We start from the raw sequence: 26,162 nt of genomic DNA, 5'->3' as shown, positions 1-26,162 counted from the left end.
CTTCAACCGACCGGGCTGTTTGTGAAGTGATTCACATCCGCCGTGTCGATGGAGGCGCATTATAGGGATCCCAATTTTTAGCACAAGTATTTTTTAGATCTTTTTTTCCGACTGCTGATTTTCCGCGCTTTTCGCTGAAATCCCGCCCGATCTGCTTAAATATTGACGTATTTTGCCTTGCCTCGATCGACGAATACGATCAAAGTCTTCTGTATAGCGCTCATTCTCAGAGGTAGTTATGTCTGCAGTATTACGTCCTTATAAAGATCTGTTCCCCAAACAAGGCGATCGCGTGATGATCGACGCCAGTAGTGTTGTCATTGGTGATGTCCGACTGGCCGATGACGTTAGTATCTGGCCACTCGTTGCCATCAGGGGAGACGTTAACTATGTGTCTATTGGCGCGCGAACCAATATTCAGGACGGTAGCGTTCTGCACGTCACGCACAAATCGTCCTATAACCCGAAAGGCAATCCCCTCATTATTGGAGAAGATGTTACCGTCGGCCATAAAGTCATGCTTCACGGCTGCACTGTCGGAAATCGCGTACTTGTTGGCATGGGGTCGATTTTACTGGATGGCGTCATAGTAGAAGATGACGTGATGATTGGCGCCGGTAGCCTGGTCCCGCAGAACAAACGGCTGGAGAGCGGCTATCTCTATCTGGGAAGCCCGGTAAAACAGATCCGCCCCCTTAAGGAGGCAGAGATCGAAGGATTAAAATACTCGGCGAACAACTACGTAAAATGGAAGAATGACTATTTGGATCAGGATAACCAAACCCAGCCCTGATCGTCTTCCTGCTGTTCGCGGATTAAATCGCTGGCTTCCTCTTCCAGATCCCAGCGATTTTCGCAAAATACCGCTAGCGGGTCTGTGCCGCCAAAACGATGCAACAGCGTTTCTCCATGGATGGCACAGGTAAGCTGCATACCCTGCACCAGCACAGGAAAACAGACCGCTTGCTTATGCTCATCCCAGCTCTCTCTGTCCGGGAAATGAATAGCCTGATTCACGCCGAAAGCTCCTGCTTTAGCTTTTCAATGACCGGCTCGACAGCAGGCAACACTCCGTGCCAGAGCAGTACCGCATGCGCAGCCTGCCCCACCAGCATTCCCAGCCCATCGGCTAACTGTTTCGCGCCGTGTTGTTCACACCAATTCAGGAAAGGCGTCTTACCTTTCTGATAGAACATGTCATAGAAGTACATATGCGCACTGACCAACGAAGCGGGGATCGCCGGGATCTCGCCACTGATGCCGCTGGATGTGGCATTAATGACAAGATCGAACTCACGTTCGACAAGATCGTCAAGCGCTACCGCGCTCACGCTGCCGGTATGCGCAAACAACGCCGCCAGTGCTTCTGCCCGGGAAAAGGTTCTGTTCGTGATGGTCACCGAACAGTCCAGTGAAAGCAGAGGCAACAAAACGCCCCGCGATGCGCCACCCGCGCCAATCAGCAGGATTCGGAATCCGGGCTTGATAAAGGAGAGTCTTTCCAGATCGCTGAGTAAACCAATCCCGTCGGTGTTGTCCCCCAGAAGGCGTCCATCCTCAAGCCGTTTTAGGGTATTGACTGCACCAGCAAGTGAAGCGCGTTCGGTCAGCTCATCCGCACGTTCAAAGGCTTCTTCTTTAAACGGGACCGTCACATTCGCACCTTTGCCCCCCGCGGCGAAAAAGGCCTCCAGCGTAGGGATAAAGGCATCCACTGGCGCCAGTACGCGACCATAGGGGTGATCTATCTGCAACTGCTCCGCGAACTGCTGATGGATCAACGGTGACTTGCTGTGTGCAATGGGATTACCAAAAACAGCATAGGTTTCCATGAGATTACCCCTGGCGAAAACGTTCGCCGGTCAAAGCGTCGCGAATTTCAGATGGATTCAGGCGCCCTCCCGTTTCACCGACAGCGACAGGGAAGTCATTCCCGAACTGCGCCAGCACTTCTTCGGTTGTCCGACAAGGCGGCTGCCCGGTCAGGTTGGCGCTGGTTGAGACCAGTGGTTTACCAAATGCCAGGCACAGCTCCACCACCAGCGGATGGTCAGTGACGCGAACGGCAAGGGAGTCAAAGCGTCCGGTTAACCAGCGCGGCGTTGTAGGCTGAGCCGGGAAGACGAAGGTTACTGGTCCAGGCCATGCGGAGAAGATTGTCTCGCGCTGTGCTGGGGTTAGCATAGAGTCATCAATATAGGGCTTAAGCTGCTCGTAATTCGCAGCGATCAAAATAAGCCCTTTCTCGACGGGTCTTTGTTTCAGAGTAAGCAGACGGCTCACAGCCGTTTCGCTGTCAGGATCGCAACCGACCCCAAAAACAGCTTCAGTTGGATAGGCGATGACTTCTTCATTTTTCAGTACGTCCACTGCATGCGCAATGGAGCCTGATGGCAGGTTATTATTCACTATTTTGATCCGCCGTAACCGGCTTTCCACATTGTTTACTGGCGCAGAAGCGTTTCATGCCTTGCGCGGTTTTCTTCTCTATCAGTAGCGGATAATTGCAATGAGGGCAGATTCCCGCTACCGGCTTAAAATTGATAACGAACTGGCAGTCAGGGTAGCGATCGCACGAATGGAAGGTCTTACCATAACGGGAACGGCGCTGTACCAACTGACCGCGCTGACACTGAGGACACGCAATCGCCGTTTCATCTGGCTTATCAATTTGTTCCGTATGTTCACATTCCGGGTAGCGGCTACATCCAATAAACATGCCGAAACGCCCCTGGCGTAGCGCGAGTTCGCCACCGCAAAGAGGACAAAGCTGTCCCTCCAGAATTTTAACGATATGTCCATCCGCCTGGCTTTTCAGAGGACGAACATAATCGCATTCCGGATAGTGAGAACAACCGAGAAACGGGCCGTGTTTCCCGGACCGAATAACAAGTTCAGCCCCGCACTGCGGGCAGGGCTCGTTTTTATGCACCGTGAATAGTGCTGATTTGGCCATAACAACTCTTGGTGCTGCACATTGAATTAGTGCAGCATACCTTCATTCACTTCAAAGAGTAATTCTTCCATTTGCTGATAGGCATTTTCACAGCCCGGGATATTAAACAGAACCATCAGGATCACCCATTTGAGATCTTCCAGTTCAAATTCTGCGGTATCCAGCGCCATGACGCGCTCTATCACCATTTCTCTCGTTTCGAGGTTTAGCACCTGAATCTGCTCAAGGAATAAAATGAATCCCCGGCAGCTGGCGTCCAGCCGTTCACACTCTTCAGCGGTATAAATGCGTACTGACAATGGGTCAGAAGCAAGCTGCATCGGTTCGGCAAGGCCTTCCTGATAATCAGCCAGTTTTTCCAGCCACATCAACGCATTGTAGATATCTTCCCGCTCAAATCCCGCATCGGTAAGATCCTGTGTCAACTTGTCCTGATCCACTCGCATTTCTGCTTCGTTATGGATGTAAGTCTCAAACAAATACATCAGTACGTCGAACATGGCATGCCCTCCTTAATCGGACATAGCCGCCGGGTACAGCTGCGATCCACCCTGCTAACTCCAGTTCGAGTAGCTGTGCTACCGTTACTGGCACAGGTTGGCCGGCACGTTCAGCGACAACGTCAACAGGTGTTACCTCATCTCCTACGTTAGCCAGGAGCTTGGGAAATGGCAATGCCACCTTTCCCTGATCTGATGAATATTGTCGCTTTTCGGGATCTTCCTGCAGCCATTGCAGCCCATATTGCAAATTTTCAAGAATGTCCGCGACTTCCGTTACCGGTGTTGCCCCCTGCTTAATCAGCCAGTGCGGTCCCTCGCATCCGGGATTACCTATCGGGCCGGGCAAGGCGAAGACTTCTCGCCCCTGTTCGAGCGCGCACCGTGCCGTGACCAGCGAACCGCTTCGCCGCGCGGCTTCAACGACCAGCACGCCTTTGCTAAGGCCGCTGATGATGCGATTACGACGCGGAAAGTTTGCCGGTCGGGGCTGCGCGGAAAGCGGAAACTCAGACACTATCGCGCCGTCAGACTCAATAAGCCGCATCGCCAATGCCTGATGCCGACGTGGATAAATACTAAAAAGACCGTTTCCCAGCACCGCGACACTTCGTCCTTTTACTGACAGCGCCGCGCTGTGGGCAACGCCATCAATACCACAGGCCAGCCCGCTGGTGATCGTGAAACCACTTTGTGAAAGTTGTTCGCACAGGATTTTCCCCCACCGCTCGCCGTACCATGACGGCGCACGACTGCCTACCACCGCCAGCTGAACGGTATTAAGCGTCTCAGGGTTACCTTTTATGAATAATGCTCCGGGATAATCAGGGATCGTGCGGAGCAAAGGGGGATAAAGGGGATGGTTGGCCGTTAATAAATGATGACCCGGCTGCTCAAGCCATATCAGGCTACGTTCCAGCTCACTCTCATTGAGCGCAACGAACCGTTCAGCCTGCTTTGCTGTCAGCCCAGCATTTCGTAAGACAAGCGTGTCGATGCCTTCCTGCCTCTGCAGTCGTGCAGCCGCTTCCACCATGACATCACCACACAAAGAACCTGTGTGCATGAGCCGTAGCCAAATCTCGGTAGATGTCATCCTTTCCCCTGCCATAAGCGGTCTCCGCAATCATTGCGATTGGTCACTGATGCTGTCAATCGATGGGGGATTTGTCTAGAATAGAGGGAGTATTCTTATCAACTCCTGAACACGACTCTGGAAATTTATGGCAGTTTTGCAAGTATTACATATTCCGGACGAGCGCCTTCGCATCGTCGCTGAACCGGTTAAAGAAGTGAATGCAGAAATCCAGCGTATCGTTGATGATATGTTCGATACCATGTACGCCGAAGAAGGCATTGGCCTGGCGGCAACACAGGTGGACATTCACAAGCGTATTATCGTGATCGACGTTTCTGAGAATCGCGATGGCCGTCTGGTGCTGATCAACCCAGAGCTGCTTGAAAAGAGTGGCGAAACCGGTATTGAGGAAGGCTGTCTGTCTATTCCAGAACAGCGTGCGTTAGTGCCGCGTGCTGAGAAAGTGAAAATTCGCGCTCTGGATCGTGACGGTAATCCGTTCGAACTGGAGGCAGACGATCTGCTGGCGATTTGTATTCAGCATGAGATGGATCACCTGGTCGGTAAACTGTTTATCGATTATCTCTCGCCGCTGAAACAGCAGCGTATTCGTCAGAAAGTAGAGAAACTGGATCGTTTGCGTTCTCGCGCATAACGTCCCACCGGATACAAGGATCATCGTGTCTAAATCACTACGTATTATCTTCGCGGGAACCCCTGATTTTGCAGCGCGTCATCTTGACGCGCTGTTATCGTCTGGTCACCAGGTTGTTGGCGTCTTTACCCAGCCGGATCGTCCTGCTGGTCGCGGCAAAAAACTGATGCCGAGCCCGGTCAAGGTGCTGGCAGAAGAGCATGGGCTTCCTGTTTTTCAGCCCGCATCGCTGCGCCCGCAGGAAAATCAGCAGCAGGTTGCTGACCTGAATGCCGACGTAATGGTGGTAGTGGCTTACGGTTTAATTCTGCCAAAAGCCGTGCTTGATATGCCGCGTCTGGGTTGTATCAACGTGCATGGGTCCCTGCTCCCACGCTGGCGTGGTGCAGCACCTATCCAGCGCGCGCTGTGGGCGGGTGATGCCGAAACGGGCGTTACCATCATGAAGATGGACGTAGGTTTAGACACCGGCGACATGCTCTATAAACTGGCCTGCCCCATTACGTCAGACGATACCAGCGCCACGCTGTATGACAAACTGGCAGAGCTTGGCCCACAAGGGCTCATCGAGACGCTTCAGCAGCTTGCTGACAATACGGCAAAACCAGAAGTTCAGGACGACGCGCTGGTAACCTACGCCGAAAAGCTGAGCAAAGAAGAAGCGCGGATCGACTGGTCCCTGTCAGCCGCTCAACTTGAACGTTGTATTCGCGCTTTTAATCCGTGGCCGATGAGCTGGTTGGAAATTGATGAGCAGCCAGTAAAAGTCTGGAAAGCCTCCGTCATTAGCGGTGCGACTACGGCGGAACCCGGTACGATTATTGATGCCAGCAAGAACGGCATCCAGGTGGCGACTGCGCAAGGGATTTTGAATCTTGAATCGCTCCAACCGGCTGGTAAGAAAGCCATGAGTGCTCAGGATCTACTAAATTCCCGTCGCGAATGGTTTATCCCTGGCAATCGCCTTGCCTGAGCAAATTTATTCTTAAGGCCCGGTGTTTCCGGGCATTTTTATTTTTACGGTTATGAAAAAACAAAATCTACGCAGCATGGCGGCCCAGGCCGTCGAGCAGGTTATCGAGCAGGGCCAGTCACTGAGCAACGTCCTGCCTCCTCTGCAGCAAAAAGTCTCTGATAAAGATAAAGCCCTGCTTCAGGAGCTCTGCTTTGGCGTCCTGCGCACACTCTCTCAGCTTGAGTGGTTGATTAACAAGCTGATGTCCCGCCCAATGACGGGCAAGCAGCGCACCGTACATTATTTAATTATGGTGGGTTTTTATCAGCTTCTTCATACCCGCATCCCACCTCATGCCGCGCTGGCAGAGACGGTGGAAGGTGCCGTTGCGATTAAACGTCCTCAGCTGAAAGGGCTGATCAACGGCGTATTGCGTCAGTTCCAGCGACAGCAGGATGAGCTTCTGGCTGAATTTGCCCAAACCGAAGCGCGCTTCCTGCATCCGGACTGGCTGTTGAAGCGCCTGAAAAAAGCTTATCCGCAGCAGTGGCAGGACATTGCCGATGCCAACAACCAGCGTCCGCCAATGTGGTTACGCGTGAATCGTAATCACCAGACCCGTGACGCATGGCTGGCATTACTCGAAGACGCTGGAATGAGCGGCTTTACCCATGACGCATACCCTGATGCCGTGCGCTTAGCATCGCCTGCACCGGTACATGCATTACCCGGTTTTGATGAAGGCTGGGTAACCGTACAGGATGCCTCTGCTCAGGGTTGCATGACCTGGCTCGAACCTAAAAACGGTGAGCAGATCCTCGATCTCTGCGCCGCACCAGGGGGCAAAACGACGCATATTCTTGAAGTGGCTCCGCAGGCCAACGTGATGGCAGTGGACGTTGATGAGCAGCGTCTTTCACGCGTCTACGACAACCTCAAGCGCCTGGGCATGAAGGCACAGGTTAAGCAAGGCGATGGACGCAAACCCGCAGAATGGTGTGGCGAAGCACAATTCGATCGCATTTTGCTGGATGCCCCCTGCTCTGCAACCGGCGTGATTCGTCGTCATCCGGATATCAAGTGGCTGCGTCGCGATCGTGATATTAGTGAGCTTGCCCAACTGCAATCCGACATCCTCGACGCCATCTGGCCGCATCTCAAACCCGGCGGCACGCTGGTCTATGCAACCTGTTCAGTACTGCCGGAAGAAAACAGTCAGCAAATCGCGGCCTTCCTTAAACGAACCCCGGACGCGGCGCTGCACGATACGGGAACGCCTGAATGCCCGGGTCAGCAGAATCTGCCGGGTGCAGAAGAGGGTGATGGCTTCTTTTACGCTAAGCTAATCAAAGAGTGATGTTGAGAACAGGTCACGAGAGATGAAGATTATCATTCTGGGCGCAGGACAGGTTGGTGGAACACTGGCGGAAAATCTGGTTGGCGAAAACAACGATATCACCATAGTGGATACAAACGGCGATCGCCTGCGTGTTTTACAGGACAAATTTGACCTGCGCGTTGTGCAGGGTCATGGTTCGCACCCCCGCGTCCTTCGTGAGGCGGGCGCTGACGATGCCGACATGCTGGTTGCGGTGACCAGTTCTGACGAAACCAATATGGTGGCCTGTCAGGTGGCCTACTCGCTTTTTAACACGCCAAACCGAATCGCGCGCATCCGCTCTCCGGACTATGTCCGCGATGCTGAGAAACTGTTTAATTCAGAAGCAGTTCCTATTGACCATCTTATCGCGCCAGAACAGCTGGTGATCGACAATATCTACCGTCTGATCGAATATCCGGGCGCCCTGCAGGTGGTGAACTTTGCCGAAGGTAAAGTGAGCCTGGCCGTCGTTAAGGCCTATTACGGCGGCCCGTTGATTGGCAACGCGTTGTCCACCATGCGCGAGCATATGCCGCATATTGATACGCGCGTCGCGGCTATTTTCCGCCACGACAGACCTATCCGCCCGCAGGGCTCTACGATTGTCGAAGCCGGGGACGAAGTCTTCTTTATTGCGGCTTCACAGCATATTCGTGCGGTGATGAGTGAACTTCAGCGTCTCGAAAAACCCTATAAACGCATTATGCTGGTCGGCGGCGGCAATATTGGTGCCGGTCTGGCACACCGGCTGGAAAAAGATTACAGCGTAAAATTGATCGAACGCGATCAGCAGCGAGCGGCTGAACTGGCGGAAAAACTGCAAAATACGATCGTATTTTATGGCGATGCGTCAGATCAGGAGTTGCTGGCTGAAGAGCATATTGATCAAGTTGATCTTTTTATTGCCGTCACCAACGACGACGAGGCGAATATAATGTCTGCCATGCTCGCGAAACGTATGGGGGCAAAGAAGGTCATGGTGCTTATCCAGCGCAAAGCCTATGTTGATCTGGTTCAGGGCAGCGTCATTGATATTGCCATTTCGCCGCAGCAGGCGACAATTTCCGCGTTACTGAGCCATGTGCGTAAAGCGGATATTGTTGGGGTATCATCGCTTCGTCGCGGGGTAGCGGAAGCCATTGAAGCCGTAGCGCACGGAGATGAAACCACATCACGCGTCGTGGGCCGTTCGATAGACGAAATTAAGCTGCCACCGGGCACCATTATTGGTGCTGTCGTGCGCGGGAATGATGTCATGATTGCCAATGATAATTTGCGCATTGAACAAGGCGATCACGTTATTATGTTCCTTACCGATAAAAAGTTTATTACCGACGTCGAACGTTTATTCCAGCCAAGCCCATTCTTCCTTTAATGTGTCGGGTGCTCTCAAATGGGGTACCCGCTCTTTATCCTTCTCATTTCTGTGCCTTTTATTTTGCATAACGTTTAATTATCACGAATGGCAATTAGCTAATCATTTGTTAAACTTATAGTCGTCAGCTGGCACAAGGAGAACAAAATGAGTTTTATTAAAGAATTTCGCGAATTTGCGATGCGCGGAAACGTGGTGGATTTGGCAGTGGGTGTCATTATTGGTGCAGCATTCGGCAAGATTGTTTCATCATTAGTGGCCGACATTATCATGCCACCTTTAGGGTTGCTAATCGGGGGCATTGATTTCAAACAGTTCGCTTTCACGTTGCGTGAAGCACAGGGTGATGTGCCGGCAGTCGTGATGCACTACGGCGTATTTATTCAGAACGTATTTGATTTCGTGATTGTAGCGTTTGCCATTTTTATGGCTATCAAGCTGATCAATAAACTCAACCGTAAAAAAGAAGAGCCGGCAGCAGCGCCTGCACCGACAAAAGAAGAAGTGCTGCTGAGTGAGATTCGCGATCTGTTAAAAGAGCAGAACAAGCGCGTTTAATCAGAAGCTTAAAGCAGGAAGGCCAGTGGTAAATAAGCGATTCGCTTGTTTGCCACTGGCCTCCCAGTTACCCCGTTTTGCATGCTTGCCTTTACGCAGATAACTTCCTTTCCCTTTTTTATTCTTCTCAACGCGCTGTCTGAATAGCGGGTCATGAAGTAGTGCCTCAATGGCATTGTCTTTAATCTGTCCTTTCGTGTGCTGATAGCGGCTCATAAATTCTCCTGAGCATAGTTTATGTCGACGGGAGTCTAGACCCGGTTGGACTAAAAATCAACAGTCCTCGCTTTCTCCACTGGCCCCCTGTTCAAGGGCTTCCAGAATGGAACAATAAATACTGCTGTGGGCCGTGCCACAACAAGCATCATTCAGCCTTTGCAGAGAGCGCTGCATGGTTTGCAATTCCTGAATGCGTGCTTCAACTTCATCCAACCGGGCCTGCACAATGCTTTTCGACTCCTGACAGGTGTGATGTGCCGGATCGATGCGGATCGATAATAACTCGCGGATCGAATCTAATGTGAAACCGAGCTGACGCGCATACCGAATAAACCGCAGGCGCTGCAGATCGTTATCGGTATAAAGTCGAAAGCCACCTTCAGTACGAACTTCATGATCGATCATCTGCTGCTTTTCGTAATATCGGATGGTATCCGGTGTGACGTTCGCGAGCTTCGCAAGTTCACCGATACGGTACATAACTACTCCTCGTTTATTTTCCGCAACAAGCGTTCACCGTATTCACCGTGCAGAAAATCAGTGTTCATTCCTGCCTGACGCAGTTTAAGTTCAAGCACGGCGAGGCGGCGGCTAAGTTCAGAATGTCGCGGATCGTCCTGACGGATCCCTTTTAGCAGATCGACAAGTTCAACAGCCTCTCTGCGCTGTTCGAGCTCAGGAGGGAGACAGCCTGCATTCTTTAGTAAACGGTATCCCGCGCGTAATTCAGGCGCAATATGCGAGTCATCGTCAAGCATAAGGGGTTCGCCGCGTCCCGGAAGATCGTCGAATTCACCTTTTTTTTGGGCATCACGAATATGGCGTTCTGCCCACTGGTCAAGCAGCCACATTACCCGCTCCAGAGGATGAACAGAATTGATACAGATATTGTAGAGAAGTGGGGATATCGCGGATATAAAAAAACCCGCCGGAGCGGGTTTTTTTACGTTACTGCAGATTACTCTGCAGCAGCTTCTGCTTTCTCTGAACGATCAACCAGCTCGATGTAAGCCATCGGCGCGTTGTCGCCTGCACGGAAGCCACACTTCAGAATGCGAGTGTAACCACCGGCACGGCTCGCGAAACGCGGGCCCAGTTCGTTAAACAGTTTTGCCACGATCTCGTTATCACGAGTACGGGCGAATGCCAGACGACGATTAGCAACGCTGTCAGTCTTGGCAAGAGTAATCAGCGGCTCAACTACGCGACGCAGCTCTTTCGCTTTAGGCAGGGTCGTCTTGATGATCTCATGACGAACCAGTGAACCTGCCATGTTGCGGAACATAGCCTGGCGATGGCTGCTGTTGCGGTTCAGTTGACGACCACTCTTACGATGGCGCATGACCTTATCCTTCTCAGTAAAACCTTAACCTGTGATCCGGTTACTCGTCAGCAATGCTTGCCGGTGGCCAGTTTTCCAGGCGCATGCCCAGAGACAGACCACGTGAAGCCAGCACGTCTTTAATCTCGGTAAGAGATTTTTTACCCAGGTTCGGCGTTTTCAGCAACTCAACCTCGGTACGCTGTACCAGATCACCGATATAGTGGATAGCTTCTGCCTTGAGGCAGTTAGCAGAGCGGACAGTCAATTCGAGATCGTCAACAGGGCGCAGCAGGATCGGATCGAATTCTGGTTTCTCTTCTTTCACTTCCGGCTGACGAACATCACGTAAGTCAACGAAAGCTTCCAGTTGTTCTGCCAGGATGGTTGCCGCACGACGAATCGCCTCTTCAGGATCGATTGTGCCGTTGGTTTCCATTTCGATGACCAGCTTGTCCAGGTCGGTACGCTGTTCTACACGCGCTGCTTCAACATTGTAGGCAATACGCTCTACAGGGCTGTAGCATGCGTCGACCAGCAGACGGCCGATTGGGCGCTCATCTTCTTCCGAATGAATTCGGGCAGAAGCCGGCACATAACCACGACCGCGCTGAACTTTGATACGCATGCTAATAGCTGCGTTCTCATCGGTCAGGTGGCAGATCACGTGCTGCGGCTTGACGATTTCAACATCACCGTCGTGGGTGATGTCGGCTGCAGTCACAGGGCCAATGCCAGATTTATTCAGAGTAAGAATAACTTCATCTTTACCCTGAACTCTCACCGCCAGCCCTTTCAGGTTGAGCAGGATTTCAAGGATATCTTCCTGAACGCCTTCTTTGGTGCTGTACTCATGAAGTACACCATCAATCTCAACCTCGGTCACCGCGCAACCCGGCATCGATGAGAGCAGAATACGGCGCAGTGCGTTACCCAGAGTATGGCCAAAGCCACGCTCTAAAGGCTCAAGGGTCACCTTGGCGTGCGTCGAACTCACTTGCTCGATATCTACCAGGCGCGGTTTTAGAAACTCTGTCACAGAACCCTGCATTGTGTCCTCTCTTTGGTACTAAGCTTTACTTGGAGTAAAGCTCGACGATCAGGTGTTCGTTAATGTCCGCAGACAGATCAGAACGTTCTGGCTGACGCTTGAACGTACCTTCCATCTTGCCAGCATCAACTTCCAGCCAGGTTGGCTTTTCACGCTGCTCAGCCAGCTCCAGAGCGGCCTTCACGCGAGATTGCTTTTTCGCTTTCTCACGAATGCTAACAACGTCATTCGCTTTAACCTGATAAGAAGCGATGTTAACAACACGACCGTTTACCATGATTGCTTTGTGGCTAACCAGCTGACGTGATTCAGCACGAGTAGCGCCGAAGCCCATACGGTATACAACGTTGTCCAGACGACCTTCCAGCAGAGCCAGCAGGTTTTCACCTGTGTTGCCTTTCAGACGTGCTGCTTCTTTATAGTAGTTACGGAACTGACGCTCCAGCACACCGTACATACGGCGAACTTTTTGCTTTTCACGCAACTGCACACCATAGTCAGACAGACGCGGTTTACGCGCACCGTGCTGGCCAGGAGCTTGTTCAATTTTACACTTGGTATCGATCGCGCGAACGCCAGACTTAAGGAATAAGTCGGTGCCCTCACGACGGCTCAGCTTGAGCTTAGGACCCAAATATCTTGCCATTTTCTATCTCCAACTAACCTAAAAAACGAGCGTTATACGCGACGTTTTTTCGGCGGACGACAACCGTTATGAGGGATCGGAGTCACATCAGTAATATTAGTGATGCGGAAACCAGCGGCGTTCAGAGCGCGAACAGTAGATTCACGACCCGGACCCGGACCTTTAACCATAACTTCCAGATTCTTGATGCCGTATTCTTTTACGGCTTCTGCGCAACGCTCTGCTGCAACCTGAGCTGCGAACGGAGTGGATTTGCGAGAACCACGGAAACCGGAACCACCGGCTGTTGCCCAACCCAATGCGTTACCCTGACGATCAGTAATAGTAACGATGGTGTTGTTGAAAGAAGCATGGATATGAGCCACGCCGTCAGAGACTTGTTTTCTTACACGTTTACGTGCACGAACTGGTGCCTTTGCCATTATTCAATCACCCCGATTATTTCTTGATCGGTTTGCGCGGACCCTTACGGGTACGTGCGTTGGTCTTAGTACGCTGACCGCGCACTGGCAGACCACGACGATGACGCAAACCGCGATAGCAACCAAGATCCATCAGGCGCTTGATGCTCATGCTGATTTCACGGCGCAGATCACCTTCAACGACAAATTTGGCAACTTCGTCACGCAGCGTGTCGATTTGTTCTTCAGACAGCTCACTGATCTTAACATCTTCAGCGATACCCGCTGCAGCCAGAATGGCTTTAGAACGGGTCTTGCCGATGCCGTAGATCGAAGTTAATGCGATCACAGCATGTTTCTGATCAGGAATGTTAATGCCTGCTATACGGGCCACTATGCACTCCTACTATTTAATATGTACGCACCATGCTGAAAAGCCCGTTTTCAGGATACTCAAATGGAAACGTACAGACATACAAAAGATTGGCTGGCTAATCTAGCCAGCTCAACCCAACTTTGCAAGAAAAATATGCGAAATAATCAGCCTTGGCGCTGTTTATGCTTCGGCTCGGCACTGCAAATCACACGGATGACACCATCACGCTTAACGATTTTGCAGTTACGGCATAATTTCTTGACGGAAGCACGAACTTTCATTTTTACTCTCCGTAACTTCTCAGGCGACCAATTAGCGGCCGTAGCCTTTCAGGTTCGCCTTCTTCAATGCAGACTCATACTGACTGGACATCATCAGAGTTTGCACTTGAGCCATAAAGTCCATAATCACGACAACAACGATAAGCAGTGAGGTCCCACCGAAGTAGAACGGTACTTTCATTGCATCACGCATGAACTCCGGGATCAGGCAGATAAAAGTAATATAGAGCGCACCAACCAAAGTCAGGCGGGTCATTACTTTATCGATATACTTCGCCGTTTGCTCTCCCGGACGAATTCCTGGTACAAATGCACCGGACTTCTTCAGGTTATCTGCTGTTTCACGCGGGTTGAAGACCAACGCCGTGTAGAAGAAACAGAAGAAGATGATCGCAGACGCATAGAGTAACACATAAAGTGGTTGCCCAGGCTGCAAATACAGCGAAATTGTTGTCAGCCAGTTCCAACCAGTACCGCCCCCGAACCATGACGCGATGGTTGCCGGGAACAGAATAATACTGGAAGCGAAGATAGCCGGGATAACCCCCGCCATGTTCACTTTCAGCGGTAAATGTGTGCTCTGTGCAGCATAGACACGACGACCTTGCTGACGCTTAGCGTAGTTCACCACAATGCGGCGTTGACCACGTTCAACGAAGACAACAAAGAACGTCACTGCAAATACTAATACTGCAACCAACAGCAACAGGAGGAAGTGCAGGTCGCCTTGACGCGCTTGCTCGATAGTGTGGGCGATGGCTGGCGGGAGGCCCGCAACAATACCGGCGAAGATAATGATTGAGATACCGTTACCGATACCACGCTCAGTAATCTGTTCGCCGAGCCACATCAGGAACATTGTCCCTGTGACCAGACTTACAACAGCGGTGAAGTAGAATGCAAAGCCCGGGTTTAACACCAGGCCCTGCATACCAGGCATATTCGGAAGACCGGTAGCAATACCGATCGACTGGAATATTGCCAGCACCAGAGTACCGTAACGGGTGTACTGACTAATCTTACGACGTCCAGACTCCCCTTCTTTCTTCAACTCTGCCAGGGCCGGATGAACGACCGTCAGCAGCTGGATAATAATCGATGCCGAAATGTACGGCATAATACCCAGTGCGAAGATAGAAGCACGGCTGAGAGCACCACCAGAGAACATGTTGAACATTTCAATGATGGTGCCTCGCTGTTGCTCAAGCAGTTTGGCAAGTACAGCGGCATCGATACCAGGGATCGGAATAAAAGAGCCAATACGGAACACAATCAGCGCGCCGATAACAAACAGCAGTCTGCGTTTCAGCTCGCCAAATCCACCTTTGGCACTTTGAAAATCTAATCCCGGTTGCTTAGCCATCTGCTACTTATTCCTCAATTTTACCGCCAGCAGCTTCGATAGCAGCACGAGCACCTTTAGTAACACGCAGGCCACGAACAGTTACCGGAGTAGAAACTTCACCAGCCAGGATCACTTTCGCGAACTCGATCTGGATACCGATAATGTTTGCTGCTTTCAGCGTGTTCAGGTCTACAACGCCGCCTTCAACTTTCGCCAGGTCAGACAGACGGATTTCCGCCGTGATCGCTGCTTTGCGAGAGGTGAAGCCGAACTTCGGCAGACGACGGTACAGTGGCATCTGGCCACCCTCGAAACCGCGACGTACGCCACCGCCAGAACGAGAGTTCTGACCTTTGTGACCACGACCACCGGTTTTGCCGAGGCCAGAACCGATACCACGACCCAGGCGTTTACCCGCCTTTTTAGAGCCTTCGGCCGGAGACAGAGTATTTAAACGCATCTCTTACTCCTCAACTTTAACCATGAAGTAAACCGCGTTGACCATACCACGAACAGCAGGAGTATCCTCGCGCTCAACGGTATGACCAATACGACGCAGACCCAGGCCAAGCAGCGTTGCCTTGTGTTTCGGCAGACGACCGATTGCACTGCGGGTTTGAGTGATTTTAATAGTCTTTGCCATGGTCAATTACCCCAGAATTTCTTCAACGGATTTACCACGCTTGGCAGCGACCATTTCTGGAGAATTCATATTTTCCAGGCCATCAATAGTTGCACGAACCACGTTGATCGGGTTGGTGGAACCATATGCTTTAGCCAGAACGTTATGAACCCCAGCAACTTCCAGAACGGCGCGCATTGCACCACCGGCGATGATACCGGTACCTTCTGAAGCTGGCTGCATGAATACACGAGAACCCGTGTGAACACCTTTAACTGGGTGCTGCAGGGTGCCGTTGTTCAGCGCGACGTTAATCATGTTGCGACGGGCTTTTTCCATCGCTTTCTGGATCGCTGCTGGAACTTCACGCGCTTTACCGTAACCAAAACCAACGCGACCGTTACCATCGCCTACTACAGTCAGAGCTGTGAAGGAGAAAATACGACCACCTTTAACGGTTTTAGATACGCGGTTTACCGCGATCAGCTTTTCCTGCAGTTCGCCAGCCTGTTTTTCGATGTGAGCCATCTTACACCTCTACCTTAGAACTGAAGGCCAGCTTCACGGGCAGCATCTGCCAGTGCCTGGACACGACCATGATATTGGAACCCGGAACGGTCAAAGGAAACATTGCTGATGCCTTTTTCCAGAGCGCGTTCAGCAACAGCTTTACCTACAGCTGCAGCGGCGTCTTTGTTACCGGTGTACTTCAATTGTTCTGAGATAGCTTTTTCTACAGTAGAAGCAGCTACCAGAACTTCAGAACCGTTCGGTGCAATTACCTGTGCGTAAATATGACGCGGGGTACGATGTACCACCAGGCGAGTTGCACCCAGCTCTTTGAGCTTGCGGCGTGCGCGGGTCGCACGACGGATACGAGCAGATTTCTTATCCATAGTGTTACCTTACTTCTTCTTAGCCTCTTTGGTACGCACGACTTCGTCGGCGTAACGAACACCCTTGCCTTTGTAAGGCTCAGGACGACGGTAGGCGCGCAGATCTGCTGCAACCTGACCGATCAGCTGTTTATCAGCGCCTTTCAGCACGATTTCAGTCTGAGTCGGGCATTCTGCAGTGATACCGGCCGGCAGCGGATGCTCAACAGGGTGTGAGAAGCCCAGAGACAGGCCTACTGCATTCCCTTTGATAGCTGCACGATAACCTACACCAACCAGCTGAAGCTTTTTAGTGAAGCCTTCGGTAACACCAACAACCATTGAGTTCAGCAGGGCACGCGCGGTACCAGCCTGAGCCCAACCATCCACGAAACCATCACGTGGACCGAAGGTCAGAGCGTTATCTGCATGTTTAACTTCAACAGCTTTGTTGAGGGTACGAGTCAGCTCGCCGTTTTTACCTTTGATCGTAATAACCTGACCGTCGATTTTTACATCAACGCCGGCAGGAATAACGACCGGTGCTTTAGCAACACGAGACATTCTTTCCTCCGATTAGGCTACGTAGCAGATAATTTCGCCACCAAGACCAGCCTGGCGCGCTGCACGATCAGTCATAACACCTTTAGAGGTAGAAACAACTGCGATACCAAGACCAGCCATAACTTTTGGCAGCTCATCTTTTTTCTTATAGATGCGCAGGCCTGGGCGGCTGACACGCTGAATGCTTTCTACAACAGCTTTACCCTGGAAATACTTGAGAGTAAGTTCCAGTTCCGGCTTGGTGTCGCCTTCAACTTTAAAATCTTCGATAAAACCTTCTTCCTTCAGCACGTTGGCAATTGCCACTTTCAGCTTGGCGGAAGGCATGGTGACCGCAACTTTGTTCGCGGCCTGACCGTTACGGATACGGGTCAGCATATCCGCGATCGGATCTTGCATGCTCATCTGTCTTTACTCCCGTGATTCAATTGGTAATTACCAGCTAGCCTTTTTCAAGCCTGGCACTTCACCGCGCATGGCGGCTTCACGCAGTTTGATACGGCTCAACCCAAACTTGCCCACATAACCATGTGGACGACCTGTTTGACGACAGCGGTTACGCTGACGAGACGGGCTGGAATCACGCGGCAGAGACTGCAGCTTGAGAACCGCATTCCAACGATCTTCGTCGGAAGCGTTCACATCAGAAATGATCGCTTTCAGTTCAGCGCGTTTAGCGAAGAATTTATCAGCTAAAGCTACGCGCTTTACTTCGCGTGCTTTCATTGATTGCTTAGCCATTCAGTAACCCTACCTTACTTGCGGAACGGGAAGTCAAAGGCAGCCAGCAGAGCACGGCCTTCTTCGTCAGATTTCGCAGTAGTGGTAATGGTAATATCCAAACCACGCACGCGGTCGACTTTATCGTAGTCGATTTCTGGGAAGATGATCTGCTCACGGACACCCATGCTGTAGTTACCACGACCGTCGAAAGACTTAGCGGACAAGCCACGGAAGTCACGGATACGTGGAACAGCAATAGTGATCAGGCGCTCAAAGAACTCCCACATGCGTTCGCCACGCAGAGTTACTTTACAGCCGATCGGATAGCCCTGACGGATTTTGAAGCCTGCAACAGATTTGCGTGCTTTGGTGATCAGCGGTTTTTGACCGGAGATTGCTGTCAGGTCAGCTGCTGCGTTATCCAGCAGTTTCTTGTCAGCGATCGCTTCACCAACACCCATGTTCAGGGTGATCTTCTCGACCCGAGGGACTTGCATGACAGAATTGTAGTTAAACTCGGTCATGAGTTTCTTAACTACTTCGTCTTTGTAGTAATCATGCAGTTTCGCCATCGTACTACTCCAAATTACTTGATAGTTTCGCTGTTAGACTTGAAGAAACGGACTTTTTTACCGTCTTCGAATCTAAAGCCTACACGGTCAGCCTTGCCGGTAGCCGCATTGAAGATTGCAACGTTAGAAACCTGAATAGCAGCTTCTTTTTCAACGATGCCACCTGGTTGGTTCAGGGCCGGAACCGGCTTCTGATGTTTCTTAACCAGGTTGATACCTTCAACGACAAGTTTGCCGGAAGACAGAACATTTTTTACTTTACCGCGTTTACCTTTATCTTTACCGGTTAACACGATAACTTCGTCATCACGACGGATTTTCGCTGCCATGATTCGCTCCTTAGAGTACTTCTGGTGCCAGAGAGATAATTTTCATGAACTTCTCAGTACGAAGTTCACGAGTTACCGGCCCAAAGATACGCGTGCCGATAGGCTGCTCGCTGTTATTGTTTAAAATAACGCATGCATTACCATCGAAGCGAATGACAGAACCGTCAGGGCGACGAACACCCTTCTTGGTGCGCACCACTACCGCCTTCAGCACATCACCTTTTTTGACCTTACCACGTGGAATTGCTTCTTTGATGGTGATCTTGATGATGTCGCCTACGCCTGCGTAGCGACGGTGCGAGCCACCCAGAACCTTGATACACATTACGCGACGTGCACCGGAGTTGTCGGCGACGTTCAGCATAGTCTGTTCTTGGATCATTTTAGTGCTCCGCTAATGTCAACTACTACCTGAGACTCTAAAATCAGAGCCGTTAAAAAGCCCCATATCGAGGGCGCGGCATTATAACACCGCTTCTGCAATATGGGTAGAAAAAATAAACGGCTCATCGCTGAGCCGTTTATTCGTATTGAGAAGGCGTACTGTATTACAGAACCGCTTTCTCTACAACGCGAACCAGCGTCCAGGACTTAGTCTTGGACAGTGGACGGCATTCACGGATTTCAACCTTGTCGCCGATACCACATTCGTTGTTCTCGTCATGTACGTGCAGTTTGGTCGTACGCTTGATGAATTTACCGTAGATCGGGTGTTTCACAATACGTTCGATAGCTACAACAATGGATTTCTCCATTTTGTCGCTAACAACACGACCTTGCAGAGTACGGATTTTATCGGTCATTACGCACCCGCCTTCTGAGTCAGTAAAGTCTTAACGCGTGCAACATTGCGACGCACTTGCTTCAGCAGGTGAGTCTGTTGCAGCTGGCCACTTGCAGCCTGCATACGCAGGTTGAACTGCTCACGCAGCAGGTTCAGCAGCTCAGCGTTCAGCTCTTCAACGCTTTTTTCACGCAGCTCTTTTGCTTTCATTACATCACCGTCTTAGTTACAAAGGTGGTTTTGATAGGCAGTTTCGCTGCTGCCAGGCCGAAGGCTTCACGGGCCAGCTCTTCCGGAACACCGTCCATTTCATACAGGACTTTGCCCGGTTGGATCAAGGCAACCCAGTACTCCACGTTACCTTTACCTTTACCCATACGAACTTCCAGCGGCTTCTCGGTGATCGGTTTGTCCGGGAATACACGGATCCAGATCTTACCTTGACGCTTAACTGCACGGGTCATTGCACGACGTGCTGCTTCGATCTGACGTGCAGTCAGACGACCACGGCCAACAGCTTTCAGACCGAAAGTGCCGAAGCTAACATCCGTACCCTGCGCCAGACCACGGTTGCGGCCTTTGTGCACTTTACGGAATTTTGTACGCTTTGGTTGTAACATCAGCGACGCTCCTTATTTACGGCCTTTACGCTGCTGCTTTTTAGGTTGAGCAGCCGGTTTTTCCGGTTGTTCAACAGCAGCCATACCACCCAGGATCTCACCTTTGAAGATCCATACCTTAACGCCGATTACACCGTAAGTGGTGTGCGCTTCAGAGGTGTTGTAGTCGATGTCAGCACGCAGAGTGTGCAGCGGTACGCGACCTTCACGGTACCATTCGGTACGTGCGATTTCCGCGCCGCCCAGACGGCCGCTAACTTCAACTTTGATACCTTTAGCGCCCAGACGCATTGCGTTCTGTACAGCACGCTTCATAGCACGACGGAACATAACACGACGTTCCAGCTGAGAAGTGATGCTGTCAGCAACCAATTTAGCGTCCAGTTCAGGCTTACGAACTTCAGCGATATTGATCTGTGCAGGAACGCCAGCGATATCCGCTACGACCTTGCGCAGTTTTTCTACGTCTTCGCCTTTCTTACCGATAACGATGCCAGGACGAGCAGTGTGAATAGTCACACGGATGCTCTTCGCTGGACGCTCGATAACGATACGAGATACAGACGCTTTAGCCAGTTCCTTAGTCAGGTACTGACGTACTTTAAAATCGCTGTCCAGGTTGTCAGCGAATTCTTTGGTGTTCGCAAACCAGGTAGAGTTCCATGGTTTTACAATACCCAGGCGAATACCATTAGGATGTACTTTCTGACCCATTGCTAGTCTCCAGAGTCTCAGCGATCGGACACAACCACAGTAATGTGGCTGGTGCGCTTCAGGATGCGATCTGCACGACCTTTCGCACGCGGCATAATGCGCTTCATGCTTGGGCCTTCATCTACGAAAATTTTCGCGACTTTCAGATCGTCGATGTCAGCGCCATCGTTGTGTTCAGCGTTAGCAATGGCAGATTCCAGTACTTTCTTGACCAATACCGCAGCTTTCTTGTTGGTATAGGTCAGGATGTCCAGGGCCTGCGACACTTTCTTACCGCGAATCAGGTCAGCAACAAGGCGAACCTTCTGTGCAGAAGAACGAGCATGGCGATGTTGAGCTAAAGTTTCCATCTCTTCCTCCTACCTTATTTCTTCTTCGCTTTTTTATCAGCAGCGTGGCCGCGATAAGTACGAGTCGGTGCGAATTCACCCAGTTTGTGACCAACCATTTCGTCGGTAACAAAGACTGGAACGTGCTGACGACCATTATGGACAGCGATGGTCAAACCGATCATGTTAGGAAAGATCGTTGAACGACGGGACCAAGTGCGCAGGGGCTTCTTGTCTCCGCTTTCCACCGCTTTCTCTACCTTCTTCAGCAAGTGCAGGTCAATAAAAGGACCTTTCTTGAGAGAACGTGGCATGGCTTATCCTCTAAAATTATTTGCTACGGCGACGTACGATAAATTTATCAGTACGCTTGTTGCTGCGGGTCTTCTTACCTTTGGTCTGAACGCCCCACGGAGATACCGGGTGCTTACCAAAGTTACGACCTTCACCACCACCATGTGGGTGGTCGACTGGGTTCATCGCAGTACCGCGAACGGTAGGACGAACACCACGCCAGCGTGCAGCACCTGCTTTACCCAGAACGCGCAGCATATGCTCAGCATTGCCAACTTCGCCCAGAGTAGCGCGGCAGTCTGCTTCGACTTTACGCATTTCACCAGAACGCAGACGCAGGGTGACATAAGCACCATCACGCGCAACGATCTGAACGTAAGTACCCGCGGAACGCGCCAGCTGACCGCCTTTACCTGGTTTCATTTCTACGTTATGAACGGTAGAACCAACCGGGATATTGCGCATCGGCAGGGTGTTGCCTGCTTTGATTGCAGCATCAACGCCAGACTGAATCTGGTCGCCAGCTTTCAGGCCTTTAGGGGCCAGGATGTAACGGCGTTCGCCGTCTTTGTACAGAACCAGCGCGATGTTCGCGGAACGGTTCGGATCGTACTCAAGACGTTCAACAACTGCTGGGATACCGTCTTTGTTGCGTTTGAAGTCAACAATACGATAAGCCTGCTTGTGGCCACCACCGATGTGACGAGTGGTGATACGGCCATTGTTGTTACGACCACCGGATTTGCTGTTTTTTTCCAGCAACGGAGCAAAAGGTTTGCCCTTGTGCAGCTCAGGGTTAACCACTTTAACTACGTGGCGACGACCCGGAGATGTCGGTTTACATTTAACAACTGCCATTGTATTACTCCTCCGACTTACTCAGCGCCGCCAACGAAGTCCAGATTCTGGCCTTCTTTCAGGGTGACGTAAGCTTTTTTCCAGTCGCTACGACGACCGATACGCTGTCCGTGACGTTTAACTTTCCCTTTAACTACCAGGGTGTTAACGACTTCGACTTCGACTTCAAACAGTTTCTGCACAGCAGCTTTGATCTCTGCTTTGGTCGCGTCTTTAGCAACTTTGAGAACGATGGTGTTTGTTTTTTCCATCGCAGTAGACGCTTTTTCAGAAACGTGCGGTGCGCGAAGCACCTTCAGCAGACGTTCTTCACGAATCATGCCAGCATCTCCTCAACTTGCTTAACAGCATCAGCAGTCATTACGACTTTGTCGAAGGCGATCAGGCTAACCGGGTCGATACCAGTCGCATCGCGTACGTCAACCTTGTGCAGGTTACGTGCGGCCAGGAACAGGTTCTCGTCCAGCTCACCGGTGATGATCAGCACATCTTCCAGAGCCATGTCTTTCAGTTTCTGTGCCAGCAGCTTAGTTTTAGGCGCTTCAACAGAGAACTTCTCGACAACGATCAGACGATCCTGACGTACCAGTTCGGACAGGATGCTCTTCAGCGCGCCGCGGTACATCTTTTTGTTAACTTTTTGACTGTGGTCCTGTGGACGCGCAGCGAAGGTCACGCCACCTGAACGCCAGATCGGGCTCTTGATAGAACCTGAACGCGCACGGCCGGTACCTTTCTGGCGCCATGGCTTTTTGCCAGAACCAGTTACTTCAGCACGAGTCTTCTGAGCACGAGTACCCTGACGAGCACCAGCTGCATAAGCAACAACAACCTGGTGAACCAGCGCTTCGTTGAAATCACGACCGAAGGTAGTTTCGGAAACAGTCAGCGCGCTCTGCGCGTCTTTCAATACTAATTCCATTGCTATCCCCTTACGCCTTCACAGCTGGTTTAACGATCAGGTCGCTACCGGTTGCACCCGGGACCGCACCTTTAACCAGCAGCAGGTTGCGCTCAGCGTCAACACGTACTACGTCCAGGCTCTGAACGGTTACACGTTCGTTACCCAGCTGACCTGCCATTTTCTTGCCTTTGAACACTTTGCCCGGAGTCTGGTTCTGACCGATAGAACCCGGAACGCGGTGAGACAAGGAGTTACCGTGGGTAGCGTCCTGGGTACGGAAGTTCCAGCGCTTAACGGTACCAGCAAAACCTTTACCTTTAGAGGTACCGGTTACGTCAACTTTTTTAACGTCAGCAAACAGCTCAACGCTAATGTCCTGACCTACGGTGAACTCTTCGCCTTCAGCAAGACGGAATTCCCACAGACCACGGCCAGCTTCTACGCCAGCTTTAGCGAAGTGACCCGCTTCTGGTTTGGTTACACGGTTAGCTTTTTTAGCACCAGTGGTAACCTGAATAGCGCGGTAGCCATCGTTAGCCAGATCTTTAACCTGAGTAACGCGGTTTGCTTCAACTTCGATTACGGTTACTGGGATAGAAACGCCATCTTCAGTGAAGATGCGGGTCATACCCACTTTTTTACCGACTAAACCAATCATTGTTTCAACCTCTCAATCGCTCGATGACCTGATTAACCCAGGCTGATCTGCACGTCTACACCGGCAGCCAGATCCAGACGCATCAGAGCATCAACGGTTTTCTCAGTTGGCTCAACGATGTCAACCAGACGCTTGTGAGTGCGGATTTCGTACTGATCGCGCGCGTCTTTGTTAACGTGCGGAGAGATCAGAACGGTGAAGCGCTCTTTGCGGGTCGGCAGCGGGATCGGACCACGGACTTGCGCACCAGTGCGCTTAGCAGTCTCGACGATTTCCGCGGTTGATTGATCGATCAGACGATGATCAAACGCTTTAAGGCGGATACGGATTCTTTGGTTCTGCATGAGACCAGAGCTCCAATTATTTTATAAACGAAAATGATTACTCCTCAAACCCATTACGATTGATGGGAGAGTGTAACCGTTCTTACGTAGCTCCCCAATTGGGAGCATTGTTGAGTAACAAAATGAGCTACTCTGGTTCTGATTGAACCCGCCGTCAATTACGACAAGCCCGCGCATTATACGTAAATCTGGGCAAGACGCAAGTACCGTTTAGAAATTAAGCGCCAATGTCGCAGGGTGCGTAAGAGCGCGCAACGTTTCATGCAATGTATTCTGTGTCGATGCTTTGTTTCGAGCCGCTACGCATCTCCGTTTTTTGTGCATTGCCGGACCGGCCGATTATAACGACTATGCGCTCAAACCCGTTTGAGGCCTTTTACATGCTAACCACCCTCCCCTTTCTGCTGATCTATCTTTCACTGACAGCCTTACTTGTAAATGCCGATATTCGCTACGGTCTACTTCCCGATAAATTTCTCTGCCCGCTGCTATGGGCGGGGCTGCTCTTCCAGCTTTGTATCCAACCTGATTTTCTGCCGAGTGCTGTGGCGGGTGCGATGGCCGGATATATTGCCTTTGCCGTTATTTACTGGGGCTATTGGTTTATCTGCCGGCGTGAAGGGATGGGATATGGCGATGTGAAGTACCTGGCGGCGCTTGGTGCATGGCATGGCTGGTGCGTACTGCCTGCGCTGGCGTTGCTCGCGGCGCTGATGGCGCTTCTTTGTATTCTTGTTTTTTCGGTAATCCGCCCTGATAAGAAGGCAATAAAAAACCCGCTGCCTTTTGGGCCATTTCTGGCAGCAGCGGGTTTATGCGTAGGGTGGAAGACGTTGGTTATTCTTCCACTTTAATCTGTGACTGAAGATAGTTTTGCAGGCCGATTTTAGCAATGAGATCCAGCTCTGTTTCCAGCCAGTCAATATGCCCTTCTTCATCGGCCAAGATCTGAATCATCATATCTCGGCTGACGTAGTCATGTACGCTGTCAGCATAGGCAATGGCTTCACGGAGATCTTTGGCACCTTCAAGTTCTAGCATGAGGTCGGAACGCAGCATCTCTTCGACATCTTCTCCGATGCCCAGCTTGCCGAGATCCTGCAGGTTTGGAATGCCTTCAAGGAATAAAATACGCTCGATGTATTTATCAGCGTGTTTCATCTCATCGATAGATTCATGGTACTCAACGTCGTTTAAACGTTTGAGTCCCCAGTTTTTGAACATTCTCGCGTGAAGAAAGTACTGGTTGATTGCGACAAGCTCATTTCCCAATAATTTATTGAGATAACTTATGATTTTAACATCACCTTTCATTATAAAGTCCCTCCGCTTCCACTCATTGAAGCGTAGATCGGGCTACAGGGATGTCAAAAAAAAGATGGGCGCTTAGGCGATCTCTTTGTATTCCGGGATCTGCATCAGTTCGTCCTGCATGATTTCTCGCGCAGCACGTACACATTTACCGCATTGATTTCCCACCGGAACAAATTTGCGAAGCTGCTGGAATGACTGGGGCTGAAACTGGCGAACGGCCTGACGTATTTTTTTGTCGCTTACACCATTACATAAACAAACGTACATAGAAACTCCCGTTCAAATTATGCGCAAAGTGTAAGTGAGAATGGTTATGATTACAATAGCACAAACGCCAGAATGCGGGGCGGGAGCAGGCAAAAAATGCGAAATTTTGTGACGACGCCTGAGCGGTAGAAAACAAAAAAGGACGCCGAAGCGTCCTTTTTTAATTCAGGGATAATTAATTAGCCCAGAACTTTAGCAACAACGCCCGCGCCAACGGTACGGCCGCCTTCACGGATTGCGAAACGCAGACCGTCGTCCATCGCGATTGGGTGGATCAGCGTCACAACCATCTT

Annotated in this window: 47 protein-coding genes; 7 read left to right on the top strand and 40 right to left on the bottom strand. The window is 51.0% G+C overall.

The window, feature by feature from the left end:
* The first annotated feature begins 238 nt into the window (after positions 1-238).
* Positions 239-793 carry a gamma carbonic anhydrase family protein gene (locus tag AA74_RS0109295; protein WP_025912249.1) on the top strand — a complete coding sequence of 185 codons (555 nt, stop codon included), beginning with the start codon at positions 239-241 and terminating at the stop codon, positions 791-793.
* Here AA74_RS0109295 and AA74_RS0109290 read toward each other — a convergent pair.
* From AA74_RS0109290 to dprA, 6 genes are read right to left on the bottom strand one after another with little or no spacing between them, the layout of a single operon-like run.
* On the bottom strand, positions 769-1,017 hold the full coding sequence (locus AA74_RS0109290) for a DUF1488 domain-containing protein (protein WP_023345007.1): 249 nt from the start codon (positions 1,015-1,017) through the stop codon (positions 769-771). The genes AA74_RS0109295 and AA74_RS0109290 overlap by 25 nt on opposite strands.
* Positions 1,014-1,832: a shikimate dehydrogenase gene (aroE, locus tag AA74_RS0109285; RefSeq protein WP_025912248.1), complete on the bottom strand. Its 819-nt coding sequence runs from the start codon at positions 1,830-1,832 to the stop codon at positions 1,014-1,016. The genes AA74_RS0109290 and aroE overlap by 4 nt, the downstream gene beginning before the upstream one ends.
* Positions 1,833-1,836: 4 nt before the next feature.
* On the bottom strand, positions 1,837-2,409 hold the full coding sequence (tsaC, locus tag AA74_RS0109280) for an L-threonylcarbamoyladenylate synthase type 1 TsaC (RefSeq protein WP_008503475.1): 573 nt from the start codon (positions 2,407-2,409) through the stop codon (positions 1,837-1,839).
* Positions 2,402-2,956, bottom strand: a complete 555-nt coding sequence (locus tag AA74_RS01000000122105; protein WP_032667390.1) for a type I DNA topoisomerase — start codon at positions 2,954-2,956, stop codon at positions 2,402-2,404. The genes tsaC and AA74_RS01000000122105 overlap by 8 nt, the downstream gene beginning before the upstream one ends.
* Before the next feature lie 26 nt (positions 2,957-2,982).
* Positions 2,983-3,456, bottom strand: a complete 474-nt coding sequence (gene smg, locus AA74_RS0109270) for a DUF494 family protein Smg (RefSeq protein WP_008503477.1) — start codon at positions 3,454-3,456, stop codon at positions 2,983-2,985.
* Positions 3,428-4,552 carry a DNA-protecting protein DprA gene (gene dprA / locus AA74_RS0109265; protein ID WP_025912246.1) on the bottom strand — a complete coding sequence of 375 codons (1,125 nt, stop codon included), beginning with the start codon at positions 4,550-4,552 and terminating at the stop codon, positions 3,428-3,430. The genes smg and dprA overlap by 29 nt, the downstream gene beginning before the upstream one ends.
* A gap of 127 nt (positions 4,553-4,679) precedes the next feature.
* Between dprA and def the strand changes: the two genes are divergently transcribed.
* The 5 genes from def (at position 4,680) to mscL (ending at position 9,458) form a co-directional block, all read left to right on the top strand.
* Complete coding sequence (gene def, locus AA74_RS0109260) at positions 4,680-5,189, top strand: peptide deformylase (RefSeq protein WP_008503479.1); 510 nt, start codon at positions 4,680-4,682, stop codon at positions 5,187-5,189.
* Between the two features lie 25 nt (positions 5,190-5,214).
* The gene (fmt, locus tag AA74_RS0109255; protein ID WP_025912245.1) at positions 5,215-6,162 is read left to right on the top strand and encodes a methionyl-tRNA formyltransferase; all 948 of its coding nucleotides are present in this window, start codon (positions 5,215-5,217) and stop codon (positions 6,160-6,162) included.
* Positions 6,163-6,214: 52 nt separating this feature from the next.
* Positions 6,215-7,501, top strand: coding sequence for a 16S rRNA (cytosine(967)-C(5))-methyltransferase RsmB (rsmB, locus tag AA74_RS0109250; RefSeq protein WP_025912244.1), 1,287 nt, complete (start codon positions 6,215-6,217; stop codon positions 7,499-7,501).
* 22 nt (positions 7,502-7,523) lie between these two features.
* Entirely contained in the window at positions 7,524-8,900 is a 1,377-nt protein-coding gene (trkA, locus tag AA74_RS0109245; protein WP_008503482.1) for a Trk system potassium transporter TrkA, read from the top strand.
* A 147-nt stretch (positions 8,901-9,047) separates the two neighbouring features.
* Positions 9,048-9,458 carry a large-conductance mechanosensitive channel protein MscL gene (gene mscL / locus AA74_RS0109240; RefSeq protein WP_008503483.1) on the top strand — a complete coding sequence of 137 codons (411 nt, stop codon included), beginning with the start codon at positions 9,048-9,050 and terminating at the stop codon, positions 9,456-9,458.
* On the opposite strand, the gene AA74_RS0109235 is transcribed toward mscL, so the two are convergent.
* The 31 genes from AA74_RS0109235 to rpsJ form a co-directional block, all read right to left on the bottom strand.
* The gene (locus AA74_RS0109235; protein ID WP_021242973.1) at positions 9,459-9,674 is read right to left on the bottom strand and encodes an alternative ribosome-rescue factor A; all 216 of its coding nucleotides are present in this window, start codon (positions 9,672-9,674) and stop codon (positions 9,459-9,461) included.
* A gap of 57 nt (positions 9,675-9,731) precedes the next feature.
* Complete coding sequence (gene zntR / locus AA74_RS0109230) at positions 9,732-10,157, bottom strand: Zn(2+)-responsive transcriptional regulator (RefSeq protein WP_025912243.1); 426 nt, start codon at positions 10,155-10,157, stop codon at positions 9,732-9,734.
* Positions 10,158-10,159: 2 nt separating this feature from the next.
* Positions 10,160-10,528 carry a DUF1992 domain-containing protein gene (locus AA74_RS0109225; protein WP_021242971.1) on the bottom strand — a complete coding sequence of 123 codons (369 nt, stop codon included), beginning with the start codon at positions 10,526-10,528 and terminating at the stop codon, positions 10,160-10,162.
* A 107-nt stretch (positions 10,529-10,635) separates the two neighbouring features.
* Positions 10,636-11,019 carry a 50S ribosomal protein L17 gene (gene rplQ / locus AA74_RS0109220; RefSeq protein ID WP_001216368.1) on the bottom strand — a complete coding sequence of 128 codons (384 nt, stop codon included), beginning with the start codon at positions 11,017-11,019 and terminating at the stop codon, positions 10,636-10,638.
* A gap of 40 nt (positions 11,020-11,059) precedes the next feature.
* The gene (gene rpoA / locus AA74_RS0109215; protein ID WP_002919219.1) at positions 11,060-12,049 is read right to left on the bottom strand and encodes a DNA-directed RNA polymerase subunit alpha; all 990 of its coding nucleotides are present in this window, start codon (positions 12,047-12,049) and stop codon (positions 11,060-11,062) included.
* 25 nt (positions 12,050-12,074) lie between these two features.
* Positions 12,075-12,695, bottom strand: a complete 621-nt coding sequence (rpsD, locus tag AA74_RS0109210) for a 30S ribosomal protein S4 (protein WP_004868345.1) — start codon at positions 12,693-12,695, stop codon at positions 12,075-12,077.
* Positions 12,696-12,727: 32 nt separating this feature from the next.
* Positions 12,728-13,117, bottom strand: coding sequence for a 30S ribosomal protein S11 (gene rpsK, locus AA74_RS0109205; protein WP_003863312.1), 390 nt, complete (start codon positions 13,115-13,117; stop codon positions 12,728-12,730).
* 16 nt (positions 13,118-13,133) lie between these two features.
* On the bottom strand, positions 13,134-13,490 hold the full coding sequence (gene rpsM, locus AA74_RS0109200; protein ID WP_008503488.1) for a 30S ribosomal protein S13: 357 nt from the start codon (positions 13,488-13,490) through the stop codon (positions 13,134-13,136).
* 146 nt (positions 13,491-13,636) lie between these two features.
* Positions 13,637-13,753 (bottom strand): 50S ribosomal protein L36, encoded by a 117-nt coding sequence (gene rpmJ / locus AA74_RS01000000122100; protein WP_000868187.1) that lies wholly within the window; start codon positions 13,751-13,753, stop codon positions 13,637-13,639.
* Between the two features lie 31 nt (positions 13,754-13,784).
* Positions 13,785-15,116 (bottom strand): preprotein translocase subunit SecY, encoded by a 1,332-nt coding sequence (secY, locus tag AA74_RS0109195; RefSeq protein WP_003863305.1) that lies wholly within the window; start codon positions 15,114-15,116, stop codon positions 13,785-13,787.
* 7 nt (positions 15,117-15,123) lie between these two features.
* Positions 15,124-15,558 carry a 50S ribosomal protein L15 gene (gene rplO, locus AA74_RS0109190; RefSeq protein ID WP_003863304.1) on the bottom strand — a complete coding sequence of 145 codons (435 nt, stop codon included), beginning with the start codon at positions 15,556-15,558 and terminating at the stop codon, positions 15,124-15,126.
* A gap of 3 nt (positions 15,559-15,561) precedes the next feature.
* Entirely contained in the window at positions 15,562-15,741 is a 180-nt protein-coding gene (rpmD, locus tag AA74_RS0109185; RefSeq protein WP_003863301.1) for a 50S ribosomal protein L30, read from the bottom strand.
* A 6-nt stretch (positions 15,742-15,747) separates the two neighbouring features.
* Positions 15,748-16,248, bottom strand: coding sequence for a 30S ribosomal protein S5 (gene rpsE, locus AA74_RS0109180; protein WP_003863299.1), 501 nt, complete (start codon positions 16,246-16,248; stop codon positions 15,748-15,750).
* 14 nt (positions 16,249-16,262) lie between these two features.
* The gene (gene rplR, locus AA74_RS0109175) at positions 16,263-16,616 is read right to left on the bottom strand and encodes a 50S ribosomal protein L18 (RefSeq protein ID WP_003863297.1); all 354 of its coding nucleotides are present in this window, start codon (positions 16,614-16,616) and stop codon (positions 16,263-16,265) included.
* 9 nt (positions 16,617-16,625) lie between these two features.
* Positions 16,626-17,159 (bottom strand): 50S ribosomal protein L6, encoded by a 534-nt coding sequence (rplF, locus tag AA74_RS0109170; protein ID WP_003863296.1) that lies wholly within the window; start codon positions 17,157-17,159, stop codon positions 16,626-16,628.
* Positions 17,160-17,171: 12 nt separating this feature from the next.
* Positions 17,172-17,564 (bottom strand): 30S ribosomal protein S8, encoded by a 393-nt coding sequence (gene rpsH / locus AA74_RS0109165; RefSeq protein WP_006178918.1) that lies wholly within the window; start codon positions 17,562-17,564, stop codon positions 17,172-17,174.
* Positions 17,565-17,594: 30 nt separating this feature from the next.
* Positions 17,595-17,900 (bottom strand): 30S ribosomal protein S14, encoded by a 306-nt coding sequence (gene rpsN, locus AA74_RS0109160; protein WP_003863291.1) that lies wholly within the window; start codon positions 17,898-17,900, stop codon positions 17,595-17,597.
* 14 nt (positions 17,901-17,914) lie between these two features.
* On the bottom strand, positions 17,915-18,454 hold the full coding sequence (gene rplE, locus AA74_RS0109155) for a 50S ribosomal protein L5 (RefSeq protein ID WP_001096202.1): 540 nt from the start codon (positions 18,452-18,454) through the stop codon (positions 17,915-17,917).
* A gap of 14 nt (positions 18,455-18,468) precedes the next feature.
* Positions 18,469-18,783, bottom strand: a complete 315-nt coding sequence (gene rplX, locus AA74_RS0109150) for a 50S ribosomal protein L24 (protein WP_003863287.1) — start codon at positions 18,781-18,783, stop codon at positions 18,469-18,471.
* Positions 18,784-18,793: 10 nt separating this feature from the next.
* Positions 18,794-19,165: a 50S ribosomal protein L14 gene (gene rplN, locus AA74_RS0109145; protein WP_002919748.1), complete on the bottom strand. Its 372-nt coding sequence runs from the start codon at positions 19,163-19,165 to the stop codon at positions 18,794-18,796.
* Positions 19,166-19,331: 166 nt separating this feature from the next.
* Positions 19,332-19,586: a 30S ribosomal protein S17 gene (gene rpsQ / locus AA74_RS0109140; RefSeq protein WP_008503489.1), complete on the bottom strand. Its 255-nt coding sequence runs from the start codon at positions 19,584-19,586 to the stop codon at positions 19,332-19,334.
* Positions 19,586-19,777 carry a 50S ribosomal protein L29 gene (gene rpmC / locus AA74_RS0109135; RefSeq protein ID WP_003863282.1) on the bottom strand — a complete coding sequence of 64 codons (192 nt, stop codon included), beginning with the start codon at positions 19,775-19,777 and terminating at the stop codon, positions 19,586-19,588. Before rpmC ends, rpsQ begins: the two co-directional genes overlap by 1 nt.
* Positions 19,777-20,187, bottom strand: coding sequence for a 50S ribosomal protein L16 (rplP, locus tag AA74_RS0109130; protein WP_002919759.1), 411 nt, complete (start codon positions 20,185-20,187; stop codon positions 19,777-19,779). Before rplP ends, rpmC begins: the two co-directional genes overlap by 1 nt.
* A gap of 12 nt (positions 20,188-20,199) precedes the next feature.
* On the bottom strand, positions 20,200-20,901 hold the full coding sequence (rpsC, locus tag AA74_RS0109125) for a 30S ribosomal protein S3 (RefSeq protein ID WP_000529945.1): 702 nt from the start codon (positions 20,899-20,901) through the stop codon (positions 20,200-20,202).
* A gap of 17 nt (positions 20,902-20,918) precedes the next feature.
* Positions 20,919-21,251: a 50S ribosomal protein L22 gene (rplV, locus tag AA74_RS0109120; protein WP_002919773.1), complete on the bottom strand. Its 333-nt coding sequence runs from the start codon at positions 21,249-21,251 to the stop codon at positions 20,919-20,921.
* Between the two features lie 14 nt (positions 21,252-21,265).
* Positions 21,266-21,544: a 30S ribosomal protein S19 gene (gene rpsS / locus AA74_RS0109115; protein ID WP_001138117.1), complete on the bottom strand. Its 279-nt coding sequence runs from the start codon at positions 21,542-21,544 to the stop codon at positions 21,266-21,268.
* 16 nt (positions 21,545-21,560) lie between these two features.
* On the bottom strand, positions 21,561-22,382 hold the full coding sequence (rplB, locus tag AA74_RS0109110; RefSeq protein ID WP_008457150.1) for a 50S ribosomal protein L2: 822 nt from the start codon (positions 22,380-22,382) through the stop codon (positions 21,561-21,563).
* Between the two features lie 17 nt (positions 22,383-22,399).
* Positions 22,400-22,702 (bottom strand): 50S ribosomal protein L23, encoded by a 303-nt coding sequence (gene rplW, locus AA74_RS0109105; RefSeq protein ID WP_000617546.1) that lies wholly within the window; start codon positions 22,700-22,702, stop codon positions 22,400-22,402.
* Positions 22,699-23,304 (bottom strand): 50S ribosomal protein L4, encoded by a 606-nt coding sequence (gene rplD / locus AA74_RS0109100; RefSeq protein ID WP_000424395.1) that lies wholly within the window; start codon positions 23,302-23,304, stop codon positions 22,699-22,701. Before rplD ends, rplW begins: the two co-directional genes overlap by 4 nt.
* Before the next feature lie 10 nt (positions 23,305-23,314).
* A complete protein-coding gene (gene rplC / locus AA74_RS0109095) occupies positions 23,315-23,944 on the bottom strand; it encodes a 50S ribosomal protein L3 (protein WP_003863274.1) in 630 nt (209 codons plus the stop codon).
* Positions 23,945-23,976: 32 nt separating this feature from the next.
* Positions 23,977-24,288 carry a 30S ribosomal protein S10 gene (gene rpsJ, locus AA74_RS0109090; RefSeq protein WP_001181005.1) on the bottom strand — a complete coding sequence of 104 codons (312 nt, stop codon included), beginning with the start codon at positions 24,286-24,288 and terminating at the stop codon, positions 23,977-23,979.
* Positions 24,289-24,668: 380 nt separating this feature from the next.
* On the opposite strand from rpsJ, the gene AA74_RS0109085 reads away from it, so the two are divergent.
* Complete coding sequence (locus AA74_RS0109085) at positions 24,669-25,142, top strand: A24 family peptidase (protein ID WP_021242968.1); 474 nt, start codon at positions 24,669-24,671, stop codon at positions 25,140-25,142.
* Here AA74_RS0109085 and bfr read toward each other — a convergent pair.
* From bfr to AA74_RS1000000122765, 3 genes are all read right to left on the bottom strand, one after another.
* Positions 25,126-25,602 (bottom strand): bacterioferritin, encoded by a 477-nt coding sequence (gene bfr, locus AA74_RS0109080; protein ID WP_025912242.1) that lies wholly within the window; start codon positions 25,600-25,602, stop codon positions 25,126-25,128. The two genes, AA74_RS0109085 and bfr, sit on opposite strands and share 17 nt — an antisense overlap.
* 72 nt (positions 25,603-25,674) lie before the next feature.
* Positions 25,675-25,869: a bacterioferritin-associated ferredoxin gene (gene bfd, locus AA74_RS0109075; RefSeq protein WP_008503493.1), complete on the bottom strand. Its 195-nt coding sequence runs from the start codon at positions 25,867-25,869 to the stop codon at positions 25,675-25,677.
* Between the two features lie 179 nt (positions 25,870-26,048).
* A partial coding sequence (locus AA74_RS1000000122765) for an elongation factor Tu (protein ID WP_000607214.1) occupies positions 26,049-26,162 on the bottom strand: 114 nt, incomplete at its 5' end.

The sequence above is a fragment of the Enterobacter sp. 5-4 genome, from assembly GCF_000612205.1.
Classification (GTDB): Bacteria; Pseudomonadota; Gammaproteobacteria; order Enterobacterales; family Enterobacteriaceae; genus Enterobacter; species Enterobacter roggenkampii.
Note: the sequence above shows the minus strand (reverse complement) of the source record. Positions and strands in the feature narration are given on the sequence as shown.